This is a genomic window from Phaeodactylibacter sp. (assembly GCF_022763345.1).
Taxonomy (GTDB): Bacteria; Bacteroidota; Bacteroidia; order Chitinophagales; family Saprospiraceae; genus Phaeodactylibacter.
On record NZ_JALEGS010000061.1, the window covers coordinates 104,971 to 122,787 of the forward strand.

16 protein-coding genes are annotated in these 17,817 nt (G+C 50.5%); 8 read left to right on the top strand and 8 right to left on the bottom strand.

The features are described 5' to 3' along the window. Positions 1-27: 27 nt before the first annotated feature. From MRY86_RS16910 to MRY86_RS16920, 3 genes are read left to right on the top strand one after another with little or no spacing between them, the layout of a single operon-like run. Positions 28-696: a hypothetical protein gene (locus MRY86_RS16910; protein ID WP_293566248.1), complete on the top strand. Its 669-nt coding sequence runs from the start codon at positions 28-30 to the stop codon at positions 694-696. Next, entirely contained in the window at positions 663-1,457 is a 795-nt protein-coding gene (locus MRY86_RS16915; RefSeq protein ID WP_293566250.1) for a sensor histidine kinase, read from the top strand. Before MRY86_RS16910 ends, MRY86_RS16915 begins: the two co-directional genes overlap by 34 nt. Next, positions 1,454-2,119 (top strand): response regulator transcription factor, encoded by a 666-nt coding sequence (locus MRY86_RS16920; protein WP_293571671.1) that lies wholly within the window; start codon positions 1,454-1,456, stop codon positions 2,117-2,119. Before MRY86_RS16915 ends, MRY86_RS16920 begins: the two co-directional genes overlap by 4 nt. 710 nt (positions 2,120-2,829) lie before the next feature. On the opposite strand, the gene MRY86_RS16925 is transcribed toward MRY86_RS16920, so the two are convergent. From MRY86_RS16925 to MRY86_RS16960, 8 genes are all read right to left on the bottom strand, one after another. Then, a complete protein-coding gene (locus MRY86_RS16925) occupies positions 2,830-3,933 on the bottom strand; it encodes a DUF2911 domain-containing protein (RefSeq protein WP_293571673.1) in 1,104 nt (367 codons plus the stop codon). Between the two features lie 286 nt (positions 3,934-4,219). After that, positions 4,220-4,636, bottom strand: coding sequence for a protein-export chaperone SecB (locus MRY86_RS16930; RefSeq protein ID WP_293566256.1), 417 nt, complete (start codon positions 4,634-4,636; stop codon positions 4,220-4,222). Beyond that, positions 4,636-5,067 (bottom strand): hypothetical protein, encoded by a 432-nt coding sequence (locus tag MRY86_RS16935; RefSeq protein WP_293566258.1) that lies wholly within the window; start codon positions 5,065-5,067, stop codon positions 4,636-4,638. Before MRY86_RS16935 ends, MRY86_RS16930 begins: the two co-directional genes overlap by 1 nt. Beyond that, positions 5,064-5,480 carry a hypothetical protein gene (locus MRY86_RS16940; protein WP_293566259.1) on the bottom strand — a complete coding sequence of 139 codons (417 nt, stop codon included), beginning with the start codon at positions 5,478-5,480 and terminating at the stop codon, positions 5,064-5,066. The genes MRY86_RS16935 and MRY86_RS16940 overlap by 4 nt, the downstream gene beginning before the upstream one ends. Positions 5,481-5,752: 272 nt before the next feature. Continuing rightward, on the bottom strand, positions 5,753-6,394 hold the full coding sequence (locus MRY86_RS16945; protein ID WP_293566260.1) for a hypothetical protein: 642 nt from the start codon (positions 6,392-6,394) through the stop codon (positions 5,753-5,755). Positions 6,395-6,552: 158 nt separating this feature from the next. Beyond that, positions 6,553-7,761, bottom strand: a complete 1,209-nt coding sequence (locus MRY86_RS16950) for a GIY-YIG nuclease family protein (protein WP_293566262.1) — start codon at positions 7,759-7,761, stop codon at positions 6,553-6,555. Next, entirely contained in the window at positions 7,754-9,805 is a 2,052-nt protein-coding gene (locus MRY86_RS16955; RefSeq protein ID WP_293571675.1) for a DEAD/DEAH box helicase, read from the bottom strand. The genes MRY86_RS16950 and MRY86_RS16955 overlap by 8 nt, the downstream gene beginning before the upstream one ends. Beyond that, positions 9,802-12,546, bottom strand: a complete 2,745-nt coding sequence (locus tag MRY86_RS16960; RefSeq protein ID WP_293566988.1) for a DNA methyltransferase — start codon at positions 12,544-12,546, stop codon at positions 9,802-9,804. Before MRY86_RS16960 ends, MRY86_RS16955 begins: the two co-directional genes overlap by 4 nt. A gap of 192 nt (positions 12,547-12,738) precedes the next feature. On the opposite strand from MRY86_RS16960, the gene MRY86_RS16965 reads away from it, so the two are divergent. From MRY86_RS16965 to MRY86_RS16985, 5 genes are all read left to right on the top strand, one after another. Further along, positions 12,739-14,442 (top strand): DUF262 domain-containing HNH endonuclease family protein, encoded by a 1,704-nt coding sequence (locus MRY86_RS16965; protein WP_293566989.1) that lies wholly within the window; start codon positions 12,739-12,741, stop codon positions 14,440-14,442. A 159-nt stretch (positions 14,443-14,601) separates the two neighbouring features. Next, positions 14,602-15,591, top strand: a complete 990-nt coding sequence (locus MRY86_RS16970) for an AraC family transcriptional regulator (RefSeq protein WP_293566990.1) — start codon at positions 14,602-14,604, stop codon at positions 15,589-15,591. A 284-nt stretch (positions 15,592-15,875) separates the two neighbouring features. After that, positions 15,876-16,232, top strand: a complete 357-nt coding sequence (locus MRY86_RS16975; protein WP_293566991.1) for a hypothetical protein — start codon at positions 15,876-15,878, stop codon at positions 16,230-16,232. Positions 16,233-16,245: 13 nt separating this feature from the next. Beyond that, positions 16,246-16,734 (top strand): anthrone oxygenase family protein, encoded by a 489-nt coding sequence (locus MRY86_RS16980; protein WP_293566992.1) that lies wholly within the window; start codon positions 16,246-16,248, stop codon positions 16,732-16,734. Between the two features lie 199 nt (positions 16,735-16,933). Further along, the gene (locus tag MRY86_RS16985) at positions 16,934-17,782 is read left to right on the top strand and encodes an NmrA family NAD(P)-binding protein (protein ID WP_293566993.1); all 849 of its coding nucleotides are present in this window, start codon (positions 16,934-16,936) and stop codon (positions 17,780-17,782) included. Positions 17,783-17,817: the final 35 nt, after the last annotated feature.

Genomic DNA, 17,817 nt, shown 5'->3' on the forward strand with positions numbered 1-17,817 from the left:
CTGCTTTAAGCCCCAAAAAACCTAAACATGTATCAGAATCTGGCACTTCTTTTTGGTAAGGTATACCTTGTTATTTTGGTGGTCAATGTAATTCTGGTACTGTTGTTGTACAGGCGACTGCCGGCGAAAGTCCGTAGCGTACACTTTTTTCTATTGGGGAGCCTGGCTACAGACCTGGCTTCCCGATGGTTGTTTTATCAGGGGGAGAACAACCTCTTCCTGTTGCATGTCTACACCCTTTGGGAGTTGCTGGCCTGGGGGTGGTTTTTCAACCAGGTGTTCGAGCACTCCTCCAAAGCTCAGCGGCAGTTCTTTTCTGGGATAGGTGGTCTGGGCATACTACTGGTACTCAACTCTATATTCCTGGAGCCGGTGATGGGCTTTAACTCCAATGCCAAAACCCTGGTCCAGGTATTGCTTGTCGGCTTTGCCATCCGCTATTTTTTCCTGGCTTTTGGGAAAATCGACCTGACTAAAGCCGCTGCACAGTCCGTTACCTTCATCAATTTTGCCGTATTGCTGTATTATTCGGGGACCTTGTTTATATTTATGTTCTCCAGGTTGCTCAAAGAATATGGCGTTGCAAGTGTGCAGCAACACGGGCTCTGGGTCATTAACGCGCTGCTTCTGGTGGTTTTTCACCTCCTGATCTTCATTAGCTTATGGATACCACTCCGGCGCAGACCGAAATATTGACTACTATCTTTATCGGGATTTTTTTGATGCTATTGCTGGCGCTGGCCTTCGTATTGTTCTTTTATTTCTCCCAGCGAAAATTTCAGGTCCAGCAGATCCTTGCCCAGGAGCGGGAGATCAAACACAGGGAGCAGTTACTGCTTGCCAGTATCAAAACCCAGGAAGAAGAAAGGCAACGCCTAGCCCGTGAGCTGCACGATGAGGTAGGCTCCAAGCTCAATGTGATCAATCTGGGCTTGCATCAGCTGAAAAAGCAGGGCGCAGCGCCCGAGGCACAGCAGTCTTTTAAGGACCTCTTTGGGCTGGTCCGTAAGACCACAGAGACCACCCGGCGTATCGCCCACGATTTGCTGCCACCAACGTTGGAAAAATTCGGGCTGCCCATGGCGCTGGAAGAGTTGTGCGATCAGTACCGGCAATCGTCACCGGTAATGCTGGAGTACGAATTTTCAGAAAGTGGTAGTCAGCTTGACGCATTGGTCGCACTCAATTTCTTCCGGGTAGCCCAGGAGTTGCTGTCGAATGCCTACAAGTACAGTCAGGCCACTGCTATCAAAATTACGCTCCACCTGAAGCCTAATGCGCTGGAGTTGACCTACCAGGACAACGGTATTGGCTTTGACCCCAATGCCCGGGGCCAGCAAAAAGGGATGGGGCTGAAAAATATAGAAAGCCGTATGCGTACCATACGGGCTGATTACCGATTGGATAGCGCGCCTGGAAGGGGAACCGCCTTCACGGCACAAAAAACATGGTCATGAGGATTGCTCTGGCAGACGACGAAGCACTCTTCCGTAGAGGCATTGCGCTTATACTGGAAGAAATGGAGGATACGGAGATCGTTTTTGAAGCGGACAACGGACAGTCCATGCTGGATCAATTAGCCCGCGCTCCAGTGCAGCCGGATGTGCTGCTACTCGATCTGAACATGCCGGTCCTGAATGGCGTGGATGCGGCAAAGGCGCTTCGGGAACAATACCCGGAGCTCAGGTTTATCGTACTGACTACCTATTTTTCCAAATCTTTCGTACTGAGCATGCTGGAGCTTGGGGCCGCGGCATATTTGCCTAAAAATGCCACGCCCGAACTGATGCAAACCACCGTGCGGGAAGTGGTTGAGAAAGGCTTTTTTTACAATGACGAAGTCCTGGCGATCATCCGCGAAAATATGGTGAAACCTACACGGCAAAAACTCAGCAAGCCTTTCCAGCCCAACCTCACCGCCCGCGAAAGAGAAGTGCTGCAACTCATTTGCGAAGAACACACCACACCGGAAATCGCTGAGCAGCTCTTCATCTCCACGCGCACGGTGGAGGGGCACCGAAACAATCTCCTGTCCAAATTGCAGTGCCGTAACACAGCCGGGCTCGTGGTTGTCGCATTACAGGAAGGGCTGGTCGAGATTAAACGCTTCCGCTTTTAAACGCTCTATTGCACAAATCAAAATTAAGCGGAAAAATAGCACCCCATCTGCTACCTTTGTTCACATTGTTAATCAGGCAAGCTGTATGCCTGCTAGTGGATGGAGCCGTAAATGCCTGACCACTTAATGTGTAGCATTTGCAAGGGCTTCAGGGGCATGAAAACTAGCAAGTAATACCGTCCGCTCTGAATCGCTGGCGTACCGCTGTCCGTGGATTTGAGTCCCATCTCGCATGGTATACGTTACCGCCTCAGATGTATTTGGCTGTTCAAAGCCCATATCTGCGATGTCTTTTGGTGAAGGTGTAGCAGTAAATGGTGTGGCAAAGGAAGGCTCGGGCAAGGCAATCAGTTGCAGCGCATCCTGTACTGCCTGAATACTGTCAGTTGTAGTTTGGGCTTAGGTAGCAGCGCAGGTTGATAATATGAAAAAGAAGCCATAAAGCCGGATGATTGAAGTTTTCATAATGAATGTGTTTTTCCGGTTTATCGAATGGAGTGGGGGGGAAATCACAAACAAGCATTCTTTTTTTATTTGATTCGTCGGGTCAGTGGTGGGAATAATGCCTTTGTTTTGATTCTGCGTGTATTAGAGATGCTAACATAGCATCTCTATTCACTTTCAACTTTGGATGGCTGCACCATGAAAAATCCCGCATTTTGAACCATTCAAAATGCGGGATAAATAGCGCGTAACACTATAATCTGTGCTTACTCAGATTTAATGGTAATCGGAAGGCGTGCCATGGTGTTTTCCCAGCCAACAACCAATTCGATTTGGTTATCACCTTTCTCGACGAATGTCATGGAAAGGGCTTCGAGTGTTTCCGGTGTTTTCTCGGTAGGTGCTACCACCTTCACGACGTTATCCTCCTCATTGTGGTTGGGTGGGCCCCAGGACTGTACATTCTTATGGATAATGAACTCCCAGTTGCCTTTATTGACGGTGGCAAAGAGCCCGTAACGGCCCGCCTCAATATCGGTACCCCCAATGGTCACATTCTTGAAGAAAGTCAGTTCTGTGGTTTCATTCGCGCCTACACGCCACATGCTTCCGTATTTCAATAAGCCTCCAAAAATGGTCCGGCCTTTCATTTGTGGGCGGGAATATACAGCGCGAACCAGTGGCTCATTAGCCGCGAGCTCCGCTTCTTCCACGTAGTTGCGTAAGCGGGACATATTAGGATACTGCACCAAATCCATCGGGCTGGTGTCTTCGCCTGACATGATCGGTGGATTGAGGTTGATGGGCAACGCGGCACGGGTTTGGTCCCATTCCAAAACCATATTTACGTTGTAATCGTCAATTTTTTGAAAGCCTATGGTGAAGTATTCACGCACATCAGCTACTGAAGTGGTGGGTACAGATACCGCAGCGATGTCTTTAGTAATGTCGCGGTTTTCAGCACCACCGATGAAGCGCTCCTGCGAGATTTTGATGATCCACTGCTGTGGATAAGGCTGTGCAAACATAGTATAGGTGCCGGCCGGGATATAGGTTCCGCCAATTTCCACAGGCTGGAAAAAGGTCACTTCTGTAGCTTCATTGGCTCCCAGGCGCCAGTCTTGTCCCCAGGGCACCAGTTCGCCAAAGATTTCACGGCCTTTCTTCTGAGGACGGCAGTACAACACCTTGATTTGCTGAACCCGGTCGGGGTCAGCTGCATCCAGATAGTTTTGGAAGGCTGCAGCGCGCGGATAGTGCGCCGCGTCCATTGGGCTTGGGTCCATGCCGGAAAATTTGAGATCCTGGGCATCTAACCCCATACTGGTCCCCAGCATTAAAAAAATAAACAGAAGGATGTTAAGCTTCATTGGTTGATTTAGATTTGATGAATTTATAGGGTAAAAGTAGGGAATTATGTGTGACTTAGGTTAGTGCTGCAGGACTTCCCCAACGATTTGTCTATTCCTTGCCTTATCGGCTCGGATACGGTCTGCTTAAGGTGTCGGGGCATATGCTCCGGTTCAATCCAGGCCCGGGCTCGAGGTCCAGCCCCAGCTCAGAAAATTCCTTTTTGAGCGCCTGGTTCTGCTGGTAGGGTGTGATTTCTTTGGTTTTCATGGTTTTGGGGAGGGTGGGTTCAGCAAGCTCTTCCGGTCAGCTATCTCTTTTTTGCTGAAAGGCCTGGAAATTCACGATAGGTAGGATGACCGGGCTGGGCATACTTGATTCCAGCGTCAGATGCCGTATGACCTGCCTGACATAAGGGTAAATAATTGCAGGTCCATTTACTTTTGCAAATTGTTCGACATTCATTTTTGTACCGCCCTCACTCGGCTTATTGATGCTGAACTCACCAACCATACGGACGGCTAGCGTTAGCTCTTCAGGTTGATTGCTATCCGACACCTTGACCTCTACGAATACGATAATACTCTCGTCGCTGGCGTTAAAACTGGTGTTGATATCAACAGAGAGCTTGTCTGAAGGTTGAAAGCCAATGGTTTTCAACTCGAAAATAGACTTAACTAAAGACACTCTATTTAGCCGAAACTGTGTATTTTCTTTGCTCATTAGGCTGCTAAGCTATATTGTTCAGAAGTAGCAGTTTCAAACTCAGGTGATGTAAGACCCTCAAATTCAGGGATGTGCTCTATGGACGAGTAGCCAATTTCATACCCTTCTTGTTCTAATTCCTCACCAGAAGCAGAAAAAGCTTGAATAGGTTCAGGAATATATACTAACTGTGGTTGTTTAAGCTGAATGAGAGAATCTGTTGATACGATACAAAAATCCTCTTCTGTAGTACGAGCTACCTCTGCAAGCCAAAGCTCGTTAAGCCCAGCCTCAAAATCCAGAAAAGCATCAGATTCATAAACCTGCTGCGGTGTGACTTTTACAAAATGTGTACATGAGCATTCGTCATACTGATAGGAAATACTAACATCAGGAAAGCTCTTGATAAGACCTTGATACACTGTTTCTAGGAATACTCTAATACTCATAGGTTTGTGGTTTCCTTTATTATTCTTCTGAAAGCCTCCAAGTATTGCTTCACCTTTTCAATGTCGGCTATGGAAACTTTCTCGTCTTCGTAGTCTGACTTTTGCCGGATAGCCTTAAGCTGCTTTAACTGCCGGTTGATTTTGGTAATATCCCTTGCTCTTTTCTTGAATGTTCCTGCAAGACATCCAACACACTCACTTATAAAAAGATTATGGGTGCCACTTGTTCTTGTATTAAGTTCAGCATACCGATTCGTGTAATGCTCTTTGAGGATGAAAATCAGTTTTTGATAACATGAATAGTATGCACAATGTACTGCTGCCGTATGAAAGTTGGCATTTTCAGTCTCTCCATGCTCCGTCAGTAATAAAAAGGTACAATAATTATCATGAGATTTACTGAGCAGCGACATTTACAATACAATTTTTTTGGAGACTAGGTTTCCCACTTTTGATTTCAATGTGATTGTCAAGCTATATTTACAGCTATTAAACTTATGGCTAATTGGTGACACTTTTTCTTTTGTTTTAAACATTAACACTATTGCAGCAAAAGTCAATGGAGTAAAAAAAACACACTGTTTTAAACCCCTCACCCTACCTCCTCATACAACGCCCCCTGAAATCCAATAAACAGCTCCCGGATTGCCCTTAGCCCGCTCTGCCGAGACATCTAAAGGGAGCACTATGCCCAAAATTGGGCGGGCTCTATGAAACACGCTGTATCGATAAAATAAAGTAATCCCTTTTGTGTTAATACATTTTCATCATGGAGGTCTTCAATGATTATTCCCAGTTCGGGGTGGCGATAATCATGTTTTCTTGAATGGATAAAGCCATTAGCAGTCATGAAACTTTTTACGCCTTCCAAATCAGTAATTTCGTCTGCTTTGACGAAGGGCTGTTCCACCACAGAGAATAAAGTATCTTCTGCCCAATGAAAACCAAGTAGGTGATAAGCCGTATCTGAAAAGAAGTAATTGTGCAACAACAGGTTATGAAAATAATCCTCCCAGGATGCATAGTAAATAGCATCGTTTAACTTGATCACACTCTTGTCATCGTTAATGTAGACTTTTTGTTCGGCTCCTGCGGAAACAAAGGCTTCTTGATTGATATCATCAATTATGAGTTCGCTTTGCCGGGCAAATTCGAGTAGTCTCTTTGCTTCTTTTGGTTTGTTTTCGTGTTTTTCTTCAGCCATTGGGCTTGCTCTTTTGCCGCTTCCAAGGTGACGGGCGACTGCTTGGATAAGCGCATCATAGCCAAAGCCACTCTTTCCTGAAATGAGATGTTGTAATTCATATTTTATCTGATTGATGTTCATTGATTGAAACAGATTTGGGGGTAAATTCCGAACGAATGAACCTGCAAAATAACCTTTTAGTAATTAATATTAGTTAATCCACGTACCTGCGTACTTGTTTTCCTGAAATCAAGTTTGTAAAGTTGGTGTGCCCTGTAATTATTGAACATCCTCCCCTGTTACTGCATCAACCGCGCCGCCCCCACATCATAATAATACTCCCCAATCGTCCCATCCATAACCTTCTCCACCATCTCATCAATCACAAAAAGCGGCACCAAAAACCACTCCCGCACCCGTACCGGCTTCCCAAACCGGTCTTTGATCTCAATGTCAATCCGGGCGTGATCGAAGAATTGGTGGATGAGCTTCTCCAGCTTGAAACGATTGATGTTGGCGAGCTGATAGGTGGCGACGACTTCCACATCTGCCATCAGGAAGGTGGGCTCATTTTTGGCATTGGCAATCCGGCGTTTCACATCGCTGATGGTGACGCCGATCTTGTGGATGACGTCCCGGCTTTCCTGTATCGTTGGGTGGTCGGACTGACTGCGCAGGACGTAGATGGTGCCGGTGGCTACATCGTCTTCGCTGCTTTGATCCGAGAATAGCCCGCCCAGCTTGGGGTCGGTAAGGAAGCGGCTCGTCTCGTCTTTGTACATGGCACGGATGAGCGACCGTAGCAGGATGTTGCTTTCCATACCGTTGGAGTAGATGACGCGCAGCCTTGCGTCTTCTTCCCCGTTTGGGGCTTTGAAGGACTCCCCAACCTCGGCGATGTACGCCATCTGTCCGCCCACAATTACAAACTGGGCTTTCTTCAAATCGGTCTTGGTAAAGCCCGAATCTTTACGGAACTGAATGGTTTCCCGTATGCCACTATCCAGCTCCTGCTGTACTCGCTCAAAGAGGGGCTTGAATTGGTCAAAATCCTCGCAGCGCGTACGGTTGGCCATTTCTTCCACGGCTCGTTTGTCGGCGCTCGACCGGACGTGCTTCAGGCGGGTGATGGAGGAATCGTCTTTCACCTCTACGCCCAGCTCTTGCAGCAGGGTGTCGTCGTCTATGTCATCGGGTATGGAATGGCCGGAGGCTGGCTCAGCGGTGAGCAGGTTTTGGGTGTCCAGGTCTTTGAGTAATTCTACACATTCTTTTTGGGCGCGGATCCGGTCGAGGCGTACCGCGTACAGGCGCTCGAAGATGTCCCGCTCTTCACCGTGCTGTGGCGGCCGCCCGTGTTCTTCCACAAACTTCTGGATTTCCTCGAAACCGGCTATAATGCGCTCTTCCCGGGCGGTGTACTTTTTGACGGCCTTCGCCTCAACTTCTACGCCGAGTTCTGCCAGCAGGTCTTCATCCTCTTTCGTAAGCTTGTCTTTCTTAGCCATTCGATTGCTCTGCTTTTAGTCTTGCCAATACTGCGATGCCCTGTGCCATGCGCTGCTCCCAGGGGTCAGACGATTTGAGGTCGGGTAAGCGACCGCGCTCCTGTTTGAATTGTAAAGCTCGCTTGGCCAGGTCCCTGGCTTCGTCCAGGGAGATGTTGTGCTTTTTGGCGGCTATGACTTCTGCCATTGCCTTCAGGCTGCTCTCGTTCATGGCTTTGGACATGATGGAGTAGGCGTTATTGAAGGGGTTGATGCTGTCGATCCAGTCCACATTCAGCTCGCGTACATCCATGGCGAATTTACGGATGCCGTCTATCAATGCGGTGTTGCCCTTTTCGCTCAGGCTCTTGTCGCCGTTGAGGATCTCTTTGGCCTTTTGGGTCAGGTTTAGGGCAGCGATGGCGTGTTGCCGTACGGACTCGACATCTTCGGTATCCAGTTCCGGGTACTTGTCTTTGATGATCTTGCCCATGCGGATTTGGGTCAGCTCCTGTGGCACCACTTCTTCGTCAAACAATCCCCGGCCTACGGCTTCCTTGTCTTGGACGAAGGCGGCAATCACTTCGTTCAGGTCTTCTTTGCAGATGCGCTTGGCATCCTCGCTTTTGGGCTCGGTCAGCCCTTTGATTTCGATTTGGTATTGCCCGGACTCTTCGTTGAAGCCGATATTCTCCTTGTTCGGGTCATACCCTTCTTCCCCGTAGTCGTAGCCTTTGACCGGCCCGCTGTCGGCTTTCTTGGGCGTGAAGTTGAAACGGGGCGCCAGCACCTGCTCCATCAGCAGGCTGGCGGAAATGGCTTTCAGGGTGTCATTGACCGCATCGGTGACGGCTTCCTCGGAGGCATCAGGCTCGGCGATCAGGTTGGTAAAGCGGGCTTGGGTTTTGCCTTCCGCGTCCCGGGTGGCCCGGCCGATGATCTGTACAATCTCGGTGAGGCTGGAACGGTAGCCGATGGTCAAAGCGTGCTCGCACCATACCCAGTCGAAGCCTTCCTTGGCCATGCCCAGGGCAATGATGATGTCTACGTAGTCGCGGTTTTTCTTCGCCTCGGGTGCACGCAGGGCGGCGGCTACGCGGTTGCGCTTGGCCGGGTCGTCGTCGACCAGGTCGGCTATGCGGATGGTCTTGCCGGTGGCGGTTTTCACCAAATGGAAGCCGGTCTCCGGGTCGGTGCCCTGCCAATCGCCCAGCTCGTGTATGATGTGCTCCACTTCCTTGATCTTGTCGCCCATGCTCTCGCGGGAGTTGACGTTGGGGATGTGGATGATGGTCTTTTCCTCGGGATTGAGTACGGACAGTATCTCATCGGCGTAGGCCCCGCTGTAGAAATAGTAGCCCAGGTTGAGCGTCTTGAGGTGCTGATAGCCGTTGAGCTGCTCGTAGTAGGTATAGGTGACGGTGTCGAATTTCGCCTCGTCTTCCGGCATGAGCACTGGATTGGCATCGCCCCGGAAGTAGGAGCCGGTCATGGCGACGATGTGGGTCTTGTCCCGCTCTATGAACTGCTTGAGTTGTGTGCCGAGCACGTTGTTTTCATCGGCGCTGACGTGGTGGAATTCATCAATGGCGATCAGGCGGTTGTCGAAGCACTCGATACCGAAGCGCTCTACGGCAAAGCGAAAGGTGGCATGCGTACAGACCAGCACCCGGTCTTCGCTCTCCAGGAAAGACTTTACGGCATTGATTTTGCTGCCGTCTTCCCCGGGTGCATTGCAGAGGTTCCACTTCGGTTCTACCTCCCAATCGTAGTAAAAGCCAAATTTCGTGAGTGGCTCATTGGCAAAGCTGGCACCGATGGACTTTTCCGGCACGGCAATAATGGCTTGCTGAATGCCTTGCTTGTTCAGTTTGTCCAGGGCAATAAACATCAGCGCCCGGCTCTTGCCCGAGGCTGGGGGCGACTTGAGGAGCAGGTATTGCTCGCCCCGCTTTTCGTAGGCTTTCTCCTGCATGGCGCGCATGCCCAGCTCATTGGAGGTGATGGAGCTGCCCGTGCTTTTGTAGTGGACGGCTACTGAGGGGATGTCTTTTTTATTGCTCATGCTGTTTTTTCTTTTGCAGTCATTTCCGTGTACAGTTCAAAGAGCTTTTCCAGGCGCTCCGTATCGTTTTTAAAGCGCCGCCCGATGTAGATGCGCTCCAGCACCTCATCATTACGCTCGTGGGCGTGGCGGAGATCTTCGGGCATCTTTTCCGGGTCGTACAGATCGGCTATCGTGGCCGGGAAGTGGCGCTCACGGGCCAGCAGGATGTCTTCGGCGCAGCGGGTGAGGTCTTCTTTGTTTTTGGTGGTCAGCTTGGGGACGGGGAAGGTGTTCCAGCCGAGGGTGTTGGAGTAGCGGTAGTCGGTTTTCATTTTGCCGCAAACGGTACCAATCCATGTTAAATGAAGTTTGGACGCAATGATAGCCATATTCCAAAGTGGTGCGTCGTAGAGACCGAAAGCATAGTTAACAATTGAGTTGTCAGGTAGATAGCCGACAGGAAAATATTCACGGTTTTCAGAGCTAACAATCGGGAGGATAAGCGCGTTATCATATTTTGGTGACCTTATTTCAACGAAGCGATAAGGCTTTGTTGCCCACTCTCGAGTAGCTTTTTTTTGACTTGACAATCTATTTTGCCTGACCTTTTCTAGCCTGCTCTTGATAACAGGACTTTCGATAGCTTTCTCAAGATCTTTTTCTTCGATCCATAAGCAATAACGTGAATTACCTTTTATAAACTCTTGGCCTCCATACATTGGTCGAATATATTCCTTTGAAATGCTATCTAAAGACGACAGCTCAGAAAATGTAAAAAGAAGGTGACCACCATCCTTAGCAAAATTCCCAAGGAGCATTTCTGACAATCCTGAAAGTGGAGTCTTTCTGGATTTGATAAACACCGTTTTCCCGGGAACTAAATAGGGAGTGATGTTTGATGTTCTAGAGACGATACTTTCGCCATAAGCATTCTCATCGTATAATTCTTTAGAGTTGCCTGTATTCTTTGAAATACCGACTATCACAACTATTACCCCAGCGTTATGACTAGCAAGATTTTTCCACTTGAACGAGGTGTGCGCAAAAGAAATGGAATGGTTCATTTTAAAAATCAAAGGCCATAATACTGGAACTTGTTGTCCTTGACAGATTGAATTTGTAGAAACAAATGCAGAGGATGCTTGTGAATTATAACCGTATTCAGCTGCTTTAAAAAACCATCCTGCTACATAGTCCAATGACTTCCATTTCTTAGTTTTTTTTGAAAGCAAAGATTCAATATCAGCTTTTTGCTCTTTTGATTGTTTCTTGTCACCAATATACGGCGGATTCCCACAAATAAATGTCTCCCCGCCTTCGTTCTCAAAATCAATCTGTGCCTGATGCAGTGGCGTGCTAAACAAGTCATCCCCATACAATTTCACCCCCGTCCCCGTAGGCGGGCAGACCGTCAGCCAGTTGATGCGCAGGGCATTGCCGCAGGTAATCCAGTTTTCCGCATCCAGCGGCAGGAACTCCGCCAGGGCCAGTTGCTGCCCCAGGTAGAGCACATCGCATTGGTACTCCGCTATAATGAGGGCCAGGCGGGCAATCTCGGCCGAAAAGCCTTTGATTTCGATGCCCCGGAAGTTGGTCAGGGGGATTTCGGTGGGGCGGTCCGGCTCTCCCCGCCGGCGGTTGATTTCGTTTTCGATCTCCCGCAGCTGCTTGTAGGCAATGACCAGGAAGTTGCCCGAGCCACAGGCCGGGTCAAAAACGCGGATGCGGGCGATGCGCTTGCGCAGGTTAAGCAGTTTACGGGGGTTGTCGCCCGCTTCCTCCAGTTGCTCCCGCAGCTCATCCAGGAAGAGCGGGTTGAGCACCTTCAGGATATTGGGCACGGAGGTATAGTGCATCCCCAGGGAGCCCCGCTCGTCCTCATCCGCCACCGCCTGTATCATAGAGCCGAAGATATCCGGGTTGATCTGCTGCCAGTCGAGCCGCCCCACATGCAGCAGGTAAGAGCGGGCAATCTTGGTAAAGCGGGGGCAGTCCGTCGCCCCGGAAAACAGCTCCCCATTGACGTAGGGGAATTTACGCGCCCAGGTACGGATGCCCTGTGCTTCCCGCTCCTCCGCTTTGACATCCATCGCCCGGAATAGTTCCCCTATGATCTCATGCATATTGGAAGCATCCGGCGCGCTCATCTGCTCTACCGTGCCCGTGAAGAGGTTGTCGCCCTCAAAAATATTCGTGTCTTCCGCAAAGAAGCAGAAGATGAGGCGAGCCATGAAGTGGTTCATGTCCTGCTTGCGCTCCGGGGTCGCCCAGTCGGGATTGGCGCGCAGCAGCTCCATGTAGAGCTTGTTGAGCCGCCCCGTAGCTTTGATATCGAAGGAGCTTTCCCGTATCTCCTTCACCGTACTGATGCCCGCCAGCTCAAAGAAGAAGGTAAAGTGCTGATGGAAATCGGGGTAGGCGCAAGCCAGGGTCTCTCCGCTGTTCAGGTTTTCGGCCTGCAGCTCTTCGCCATCGGTAGCGAGTACGAATTTGGCTTTATTTTTGGCGGTTTCCGGGGCTTCCTGCAGCTGCCGCAGCGTATTGGCTACCGCGCCCGGTTCGCAGGTCGCAATGTGGATGTTGTTGCGCTGCAGTACCCCGCCTTCCATTTTAGACTTATTGGAGTTGCCCTTCCGCAGGCGCTTGACCGTCGTTTCCTTATTCCCATAGGCTTCCAGGAAGGCAAAGGGGAACTCGCCTGGGTCAAAGGGTTGGCTGACCAGTTGGGATACGGCTTCTTCTATTTCTACTGCGTTCATGATTGGCGCTGCAAGTTAAAGGCGGTTTAGGGCTCCTCCGGCTTGGAGATTTCAAACATGGGATTGTTGGGTTCGTCGCGTAAGGTTTGTCTGCCAAAATAGGAAAAACGGGGCAATTGCGCCTGTTTTTATTACGCTTTCCCTATTTTCACCCTATTAAACAGACGGTGACTGCACCATTAAGTGAGAGTGATGAACTTAGATACCTCTAACAGAACCTACCGGCAACTTATGGGAAACGGGCTGATTTACACCGTGCCCCGTTTTCAGCGCGACTACAGCTGGACGAGTACGGAGTGGGATGACCTGTGGCAGGATATTGAGGCGCTCTTTGAAGAAGGAGGAGAGCAGGAGCATTATATGGGGTATTTGGTCTTGCAATCGAGAGACAGCAAAAACTTTGATGTCATAGACGGTCAGCAGCGTTTAACGACTTTAAGTATATTGGTGCTGGCGGTTTTAGGGAATTTGCAGAATCTGATTGATAATGATATTGAGTCGGATCCGAATCAACGGCGCTTAGACCAATTGCGCAGTGCCTTTATTGGCTATCTTGATCCGGTCACGCTCATTCCAAAAAGCAAGCTCTACCTCAACCGGAATAACAACAACCTGTATCAGCGCTATCTGGTGCCACTTGAACCGGCTCCAAGACGAAACCTGAAAGCAACGGAGCACCTGATGCGGAAGGCTTACGACTGGCTCTATGATCAGGTGAGAAAGCGCTTTGCCTCCAATCAAAAGGGAGCGGAACTGGCACAGTTTATTGATTCTTTATCGGACAAACTCTTCTTCACGGTCATCACGGTAAATGACGAGCTTAATGCCTACAAGGTTTTTGAGACCTTAAATGCGAGAGGGGTCAAACTCTCCTCGACTGACCTGCTGAAGAATTACCTGTTTTCGGTGGTGCACAGTCAGGAAGGCGACGAGCACGAACTGCGCGAAATCGAAGATCAGTGGGAACGGCTGGTTGGGGTGATCGGTAACGAAAGCCTGCCCGACTTCCTGCGTGCCTATTGGAACAGTAAAAATCGGTTTGTACGCCATGCAGAACTTTTTAAACGGGTAAGGGAGCGGATAGCCGGAAAAAAAGCGGTCTTTGATTTGATCCGGGATGTAGAGCAAAATGCGCAGGTCTATGCCGCTTTGCCTCATGCGGAGGATAGCCTTTGGAATAATGAGCAGGCTGAATACATCAAATATCTGCGGATGTTCAATGTCCGGCAGTTGTACCCACTGCTGCTGGCCGCTCACCACAAACTACAGCCGGGCGACTTTACGGGCTTGCTGCGCGCCTGTTGTATCATTTCATTCCGGTACAATGTCATCGGAAGTTTAGCGGCAAATGAGCAGGAAAGAGTGTACAACCGGGTTGCTGTGCAGCTTTCATCTGACGAAATCAGGGGGTTACAGCAAGTGCTTACCGCTTTAAAGCCCATTTATATTGCCGATGATAAATTCAGAGGCGATTTTACAGATAAGGTTATGCGGACGACTCAGGCCAGAAACAAGCGGATCGTCCGGTACATCCTGTTCGAGATCGAACGGCATACTTCGGGAAGCAGCTATGATTTTGAGAGCGATGCGTACAATATTGAACACATCATGCCGGAGTCGTTACAGGAAGCATGGGATCATATCGGCGACAGAGATCACGAACAGTTCCTGTACCGTCTGGGTAATATGACGATACTCAACAAATCAGCAAATCGGGAGATAGGCAATAAAGGGTTTGAAACCAAGCGGGAGGCTTTTGCACAAAGTGAATTCAAAATCACCCAACGAATAGCCAGTGAGAACAACCGGTGGGATCCCGACCGAATCGTAGCTCACCAAAAATGGCTGGCCCGGCAGGCAACGGCTATTTGGAGGATCGCTCAGTTGAGTGACTGAAGCAGAACAACATGCCCGGCGACTACTTCATGATCCCCATCTCCGAAGTCAAAAACATCAACATTACCTACTACGGGGCTTTACCGGAGGCGTAAGTGGCAGATATCGAATGAGCACAACCGGATTATTACTATTTTAGCTTCCAACCACACCTCGTCCATGCAATACATCTCCGTCAGCCTGTACCGCAAAATGATCAACCACGCGCTGAGCGAGGGCATCGACCGTAGTGCCTTTGACGATCTGCCGGTGCCAATGGCAACACTCGATAACATACAAGCCGTGCCCGCTGAGGTGTTCTTTGCCCTGCACGAGCAGCTTGATAACGCCCTGGGGCCTGGCTTTTCCGTAAGGGTAGGGCAGCAGATGAAGATGGACGACTACGGCGTGCTGGGCTTGTCCTGGAAGACCTGCGCCAAGGCCGGCGAAATCTACGAGCGCAGCGAGCGCTACTTCAAGCTGTTGTCCAATACCTATGTTTTCAAAGTGGAAGCCGCCGGGGAGGTGTCCCGGGTGCATTTGCTGCGCGAGCCCTACCGCCGGGGCGTAGCTTTGTCCAATGAGGCGACCTTCGCGGCAACGGTGGTGGTGCTGCAAGCCATGACAGAGACCAATATACATCCGGTAGAAGTAGCCTTTCAGCACCAAGCGCCTGCTGACCTGAGCAGTCATGAAGCAGCCTTTCAATGTCCGGTAAAATTTGGTCAGCCCCACAATTACATTACCTACCGTACCGCCGACCTCAATCGCCGCACCGCCAAAGCCGATGTCAGCATCAACCGTTTCCTGGTGGAAAGGGTAGAGGAGGAGGCCAAAGGGATTGAGGTCAGCCCTTTAAAGGTGGCTGCTGATGTGGAAGCCCTCATCAAAGACGCCCTGCCCGGGGGCATTCCCGGCATCCTTCAAATCGGGGAGCATATGGGCATGAGCAGCCGGACGCTCACCCGCCGCCTGTCTGAAAGCGGGCTGTCCTTTCGGGAAATGGTGCGCCTTACACAGGAAAAAGTAGCCCGTGAGCTGCTGCGGGACACCGCTCACTCCATTGGTGAAATCGCATTCGAGACCGGCTTTTCCGAACAAAGCGCCTTCAGCCGGGCCTTCAAGCGGTGGACGGGGCAGTCTCCGGTGGCCTACCGGAACAACCTTTAGCGATTGAATATTAGGTTAGGTCAAGTGATAAAGAGGAAACCCAACGCTTCTGAGTGACTTCGTAGAAGTCCCATGCTTATAACCCATGCCCCCCTATGGCAGACCGACTTCGTAGAAGTCGCACCTTAAACCAACGCCATAAACGCAGCGTTTCCCCGCCACACCTCATCCTTCAGCCAAAGCCTCACGCCAATTGGCTTAAAGTGTCATAAGATTGGCAGGCAGGGTCAAGCGTACCCTCTCTTTTTGCCCCAATTTTGCTGCTGTAACTAATCAATAGCAAAATGAAAAAGCCAATCACCCCACTGTTCTTTTCCGGGCTGCTCTTTATGGCAACCCTGATTTTCCCGGCTTCAAACCTGCCTGTTTCACCTGCCCTTTACCCGGTGGGTGGAACAACAGGCTTTTCCGCCACCGACCTTAAAGCCGAAGCTTTCGCCATTCTGGATGCGAAGTGCAATACCTGCCACCGCAGACAGAACCCTTTTCGGGTCTTTACGCTGAAGAATATGAACCGCCATGGCGCTCGTATTTACAAGCAGGTGTTTGTCTTACGGCGCATGCCCAAAGGCAACGCCCCCCGGCTGACCGACCTGGAATACCGAACGCTGAAGCTTTGGATAGATACACTAAACCTCTAAAACCCTATTCAACATGGACTTTTCAATCAAATCCTTTACCCTGTTTGTCGCAGTGGTCCTTACCGGACTTTCTGCAGGTCTGTTCTACGCCTGGTCCGTATCCGTCATTCCCGGCACTCGCAAAATTCCGGACCCGGTTTATCTGGAAACCATGCAGTCTATCAACCGGGCGATCCTGAACCCTGCCTTTTTCCTGATCTTTTTTGGGAGCCCCCTGGCTTTGGGCATCAGCACCTTTCAGCAGGTGGGCGGCGGTTGGGCCTTCGGGCTGCTGCTTGGCGCAACATTGACCTACCTGGCCGGCACTTTCGGTGTAACCGCCCTGGGCAATGTCCCCCTAAATGACGCCCTGGACATCCTCGATTTGGCCGAGCTGAGCCAACAGGAAGCCACCGACTTCCGGCAACACTACGAGCAAAAGTGGAACCGCCTGCATCAGCTGCGGATGGCCTGCTCCGTACTGGCTTTTGCCTTGTCGCTGTTAGCGCTTTTTAAAGTTTAAAATCAACGAATTTTATTTTTTAACCATAGTGAGTAGTGTCAAGCAGGAGCGATCAATACCAGGTCCGCTACCCAACGCAAACGGGTACCGTTCCAACGGCTTTAGGGACCCATCACCAAATGCGCTGTGGCCTTTGCGAGTCCCTTCGCGCCCTTAGCGTGAACCCCCTTGATACCCCACTCATCCAAACCCAATTCTTATGAAAAATCCAAGTAACATCCTCGTCATCGGCGGTACCGGCAAGACCGGGCGCAAGGTCGTTAAAGGCCTGCAAAAGCACGGTCAAAAGGTCCGCATCGGCGGCCGTAACAGCCATCCCGCATTCGATTGGAGCAAGCCTGATACCTGGGCAGAAGCTTTGGAAGGCATGGACAAGGTCTACATCGTTTTCTACCCCGACCTGGCTGTGCCCGGTGCCCTGCAAGCCATCGAAAAGCTGACGGAAATGGCCAAACAGGCGGGCGTGCAAAAAGCCGTCCTCCTCTCTGGCAAAGGGGAGCAGGAAGCGGAACGCTGCGAGCAGGTAGTGGCCCAATCCGGTATGGACTACACCCTGGTGCGCGCTTCCTGGTTCAGCCAAAACTTCAGCGAAAGCTTCCTGATGGAGCCCATCCTTGCCGGTTATGTTGCCCTGCCCATGCCTGATGCTAAAATCCCGTTTGTGGATACCGGCGACATCGCTGAGGTCGTTGTGGAAGCTTTACTGGATGATACCCATAACGGACAAACCTATGAAGTTACCGGTCCACGGGCATTAACCTTCCGGGCCGCAGTACGGGAGATTGAAGCAGCTACCGGGAAGTCCATCGTCTACCGCGCGGTTTCCCTACAGGACTATAAGGCATCGATGGAGGCTGCGGGCCTTCCTGGCGACTACGTTTGGCTGATCGATTACCTTTTCCGCGAAGTGCTCAGTGTACCGGCCAATCAGGATGTCACCCGCGATGTGGAGCGCGTGCTCGGGCGACCGGCGACCGACTTTGCCGATTACGCGAAAAAGACTGCAGCAAGTGGGATTTGGGGGGAAACCGTCCCACAGTCTGTTTAATACGTGGAAATGCAAGGCTGAAGGGTTGTTTTCAG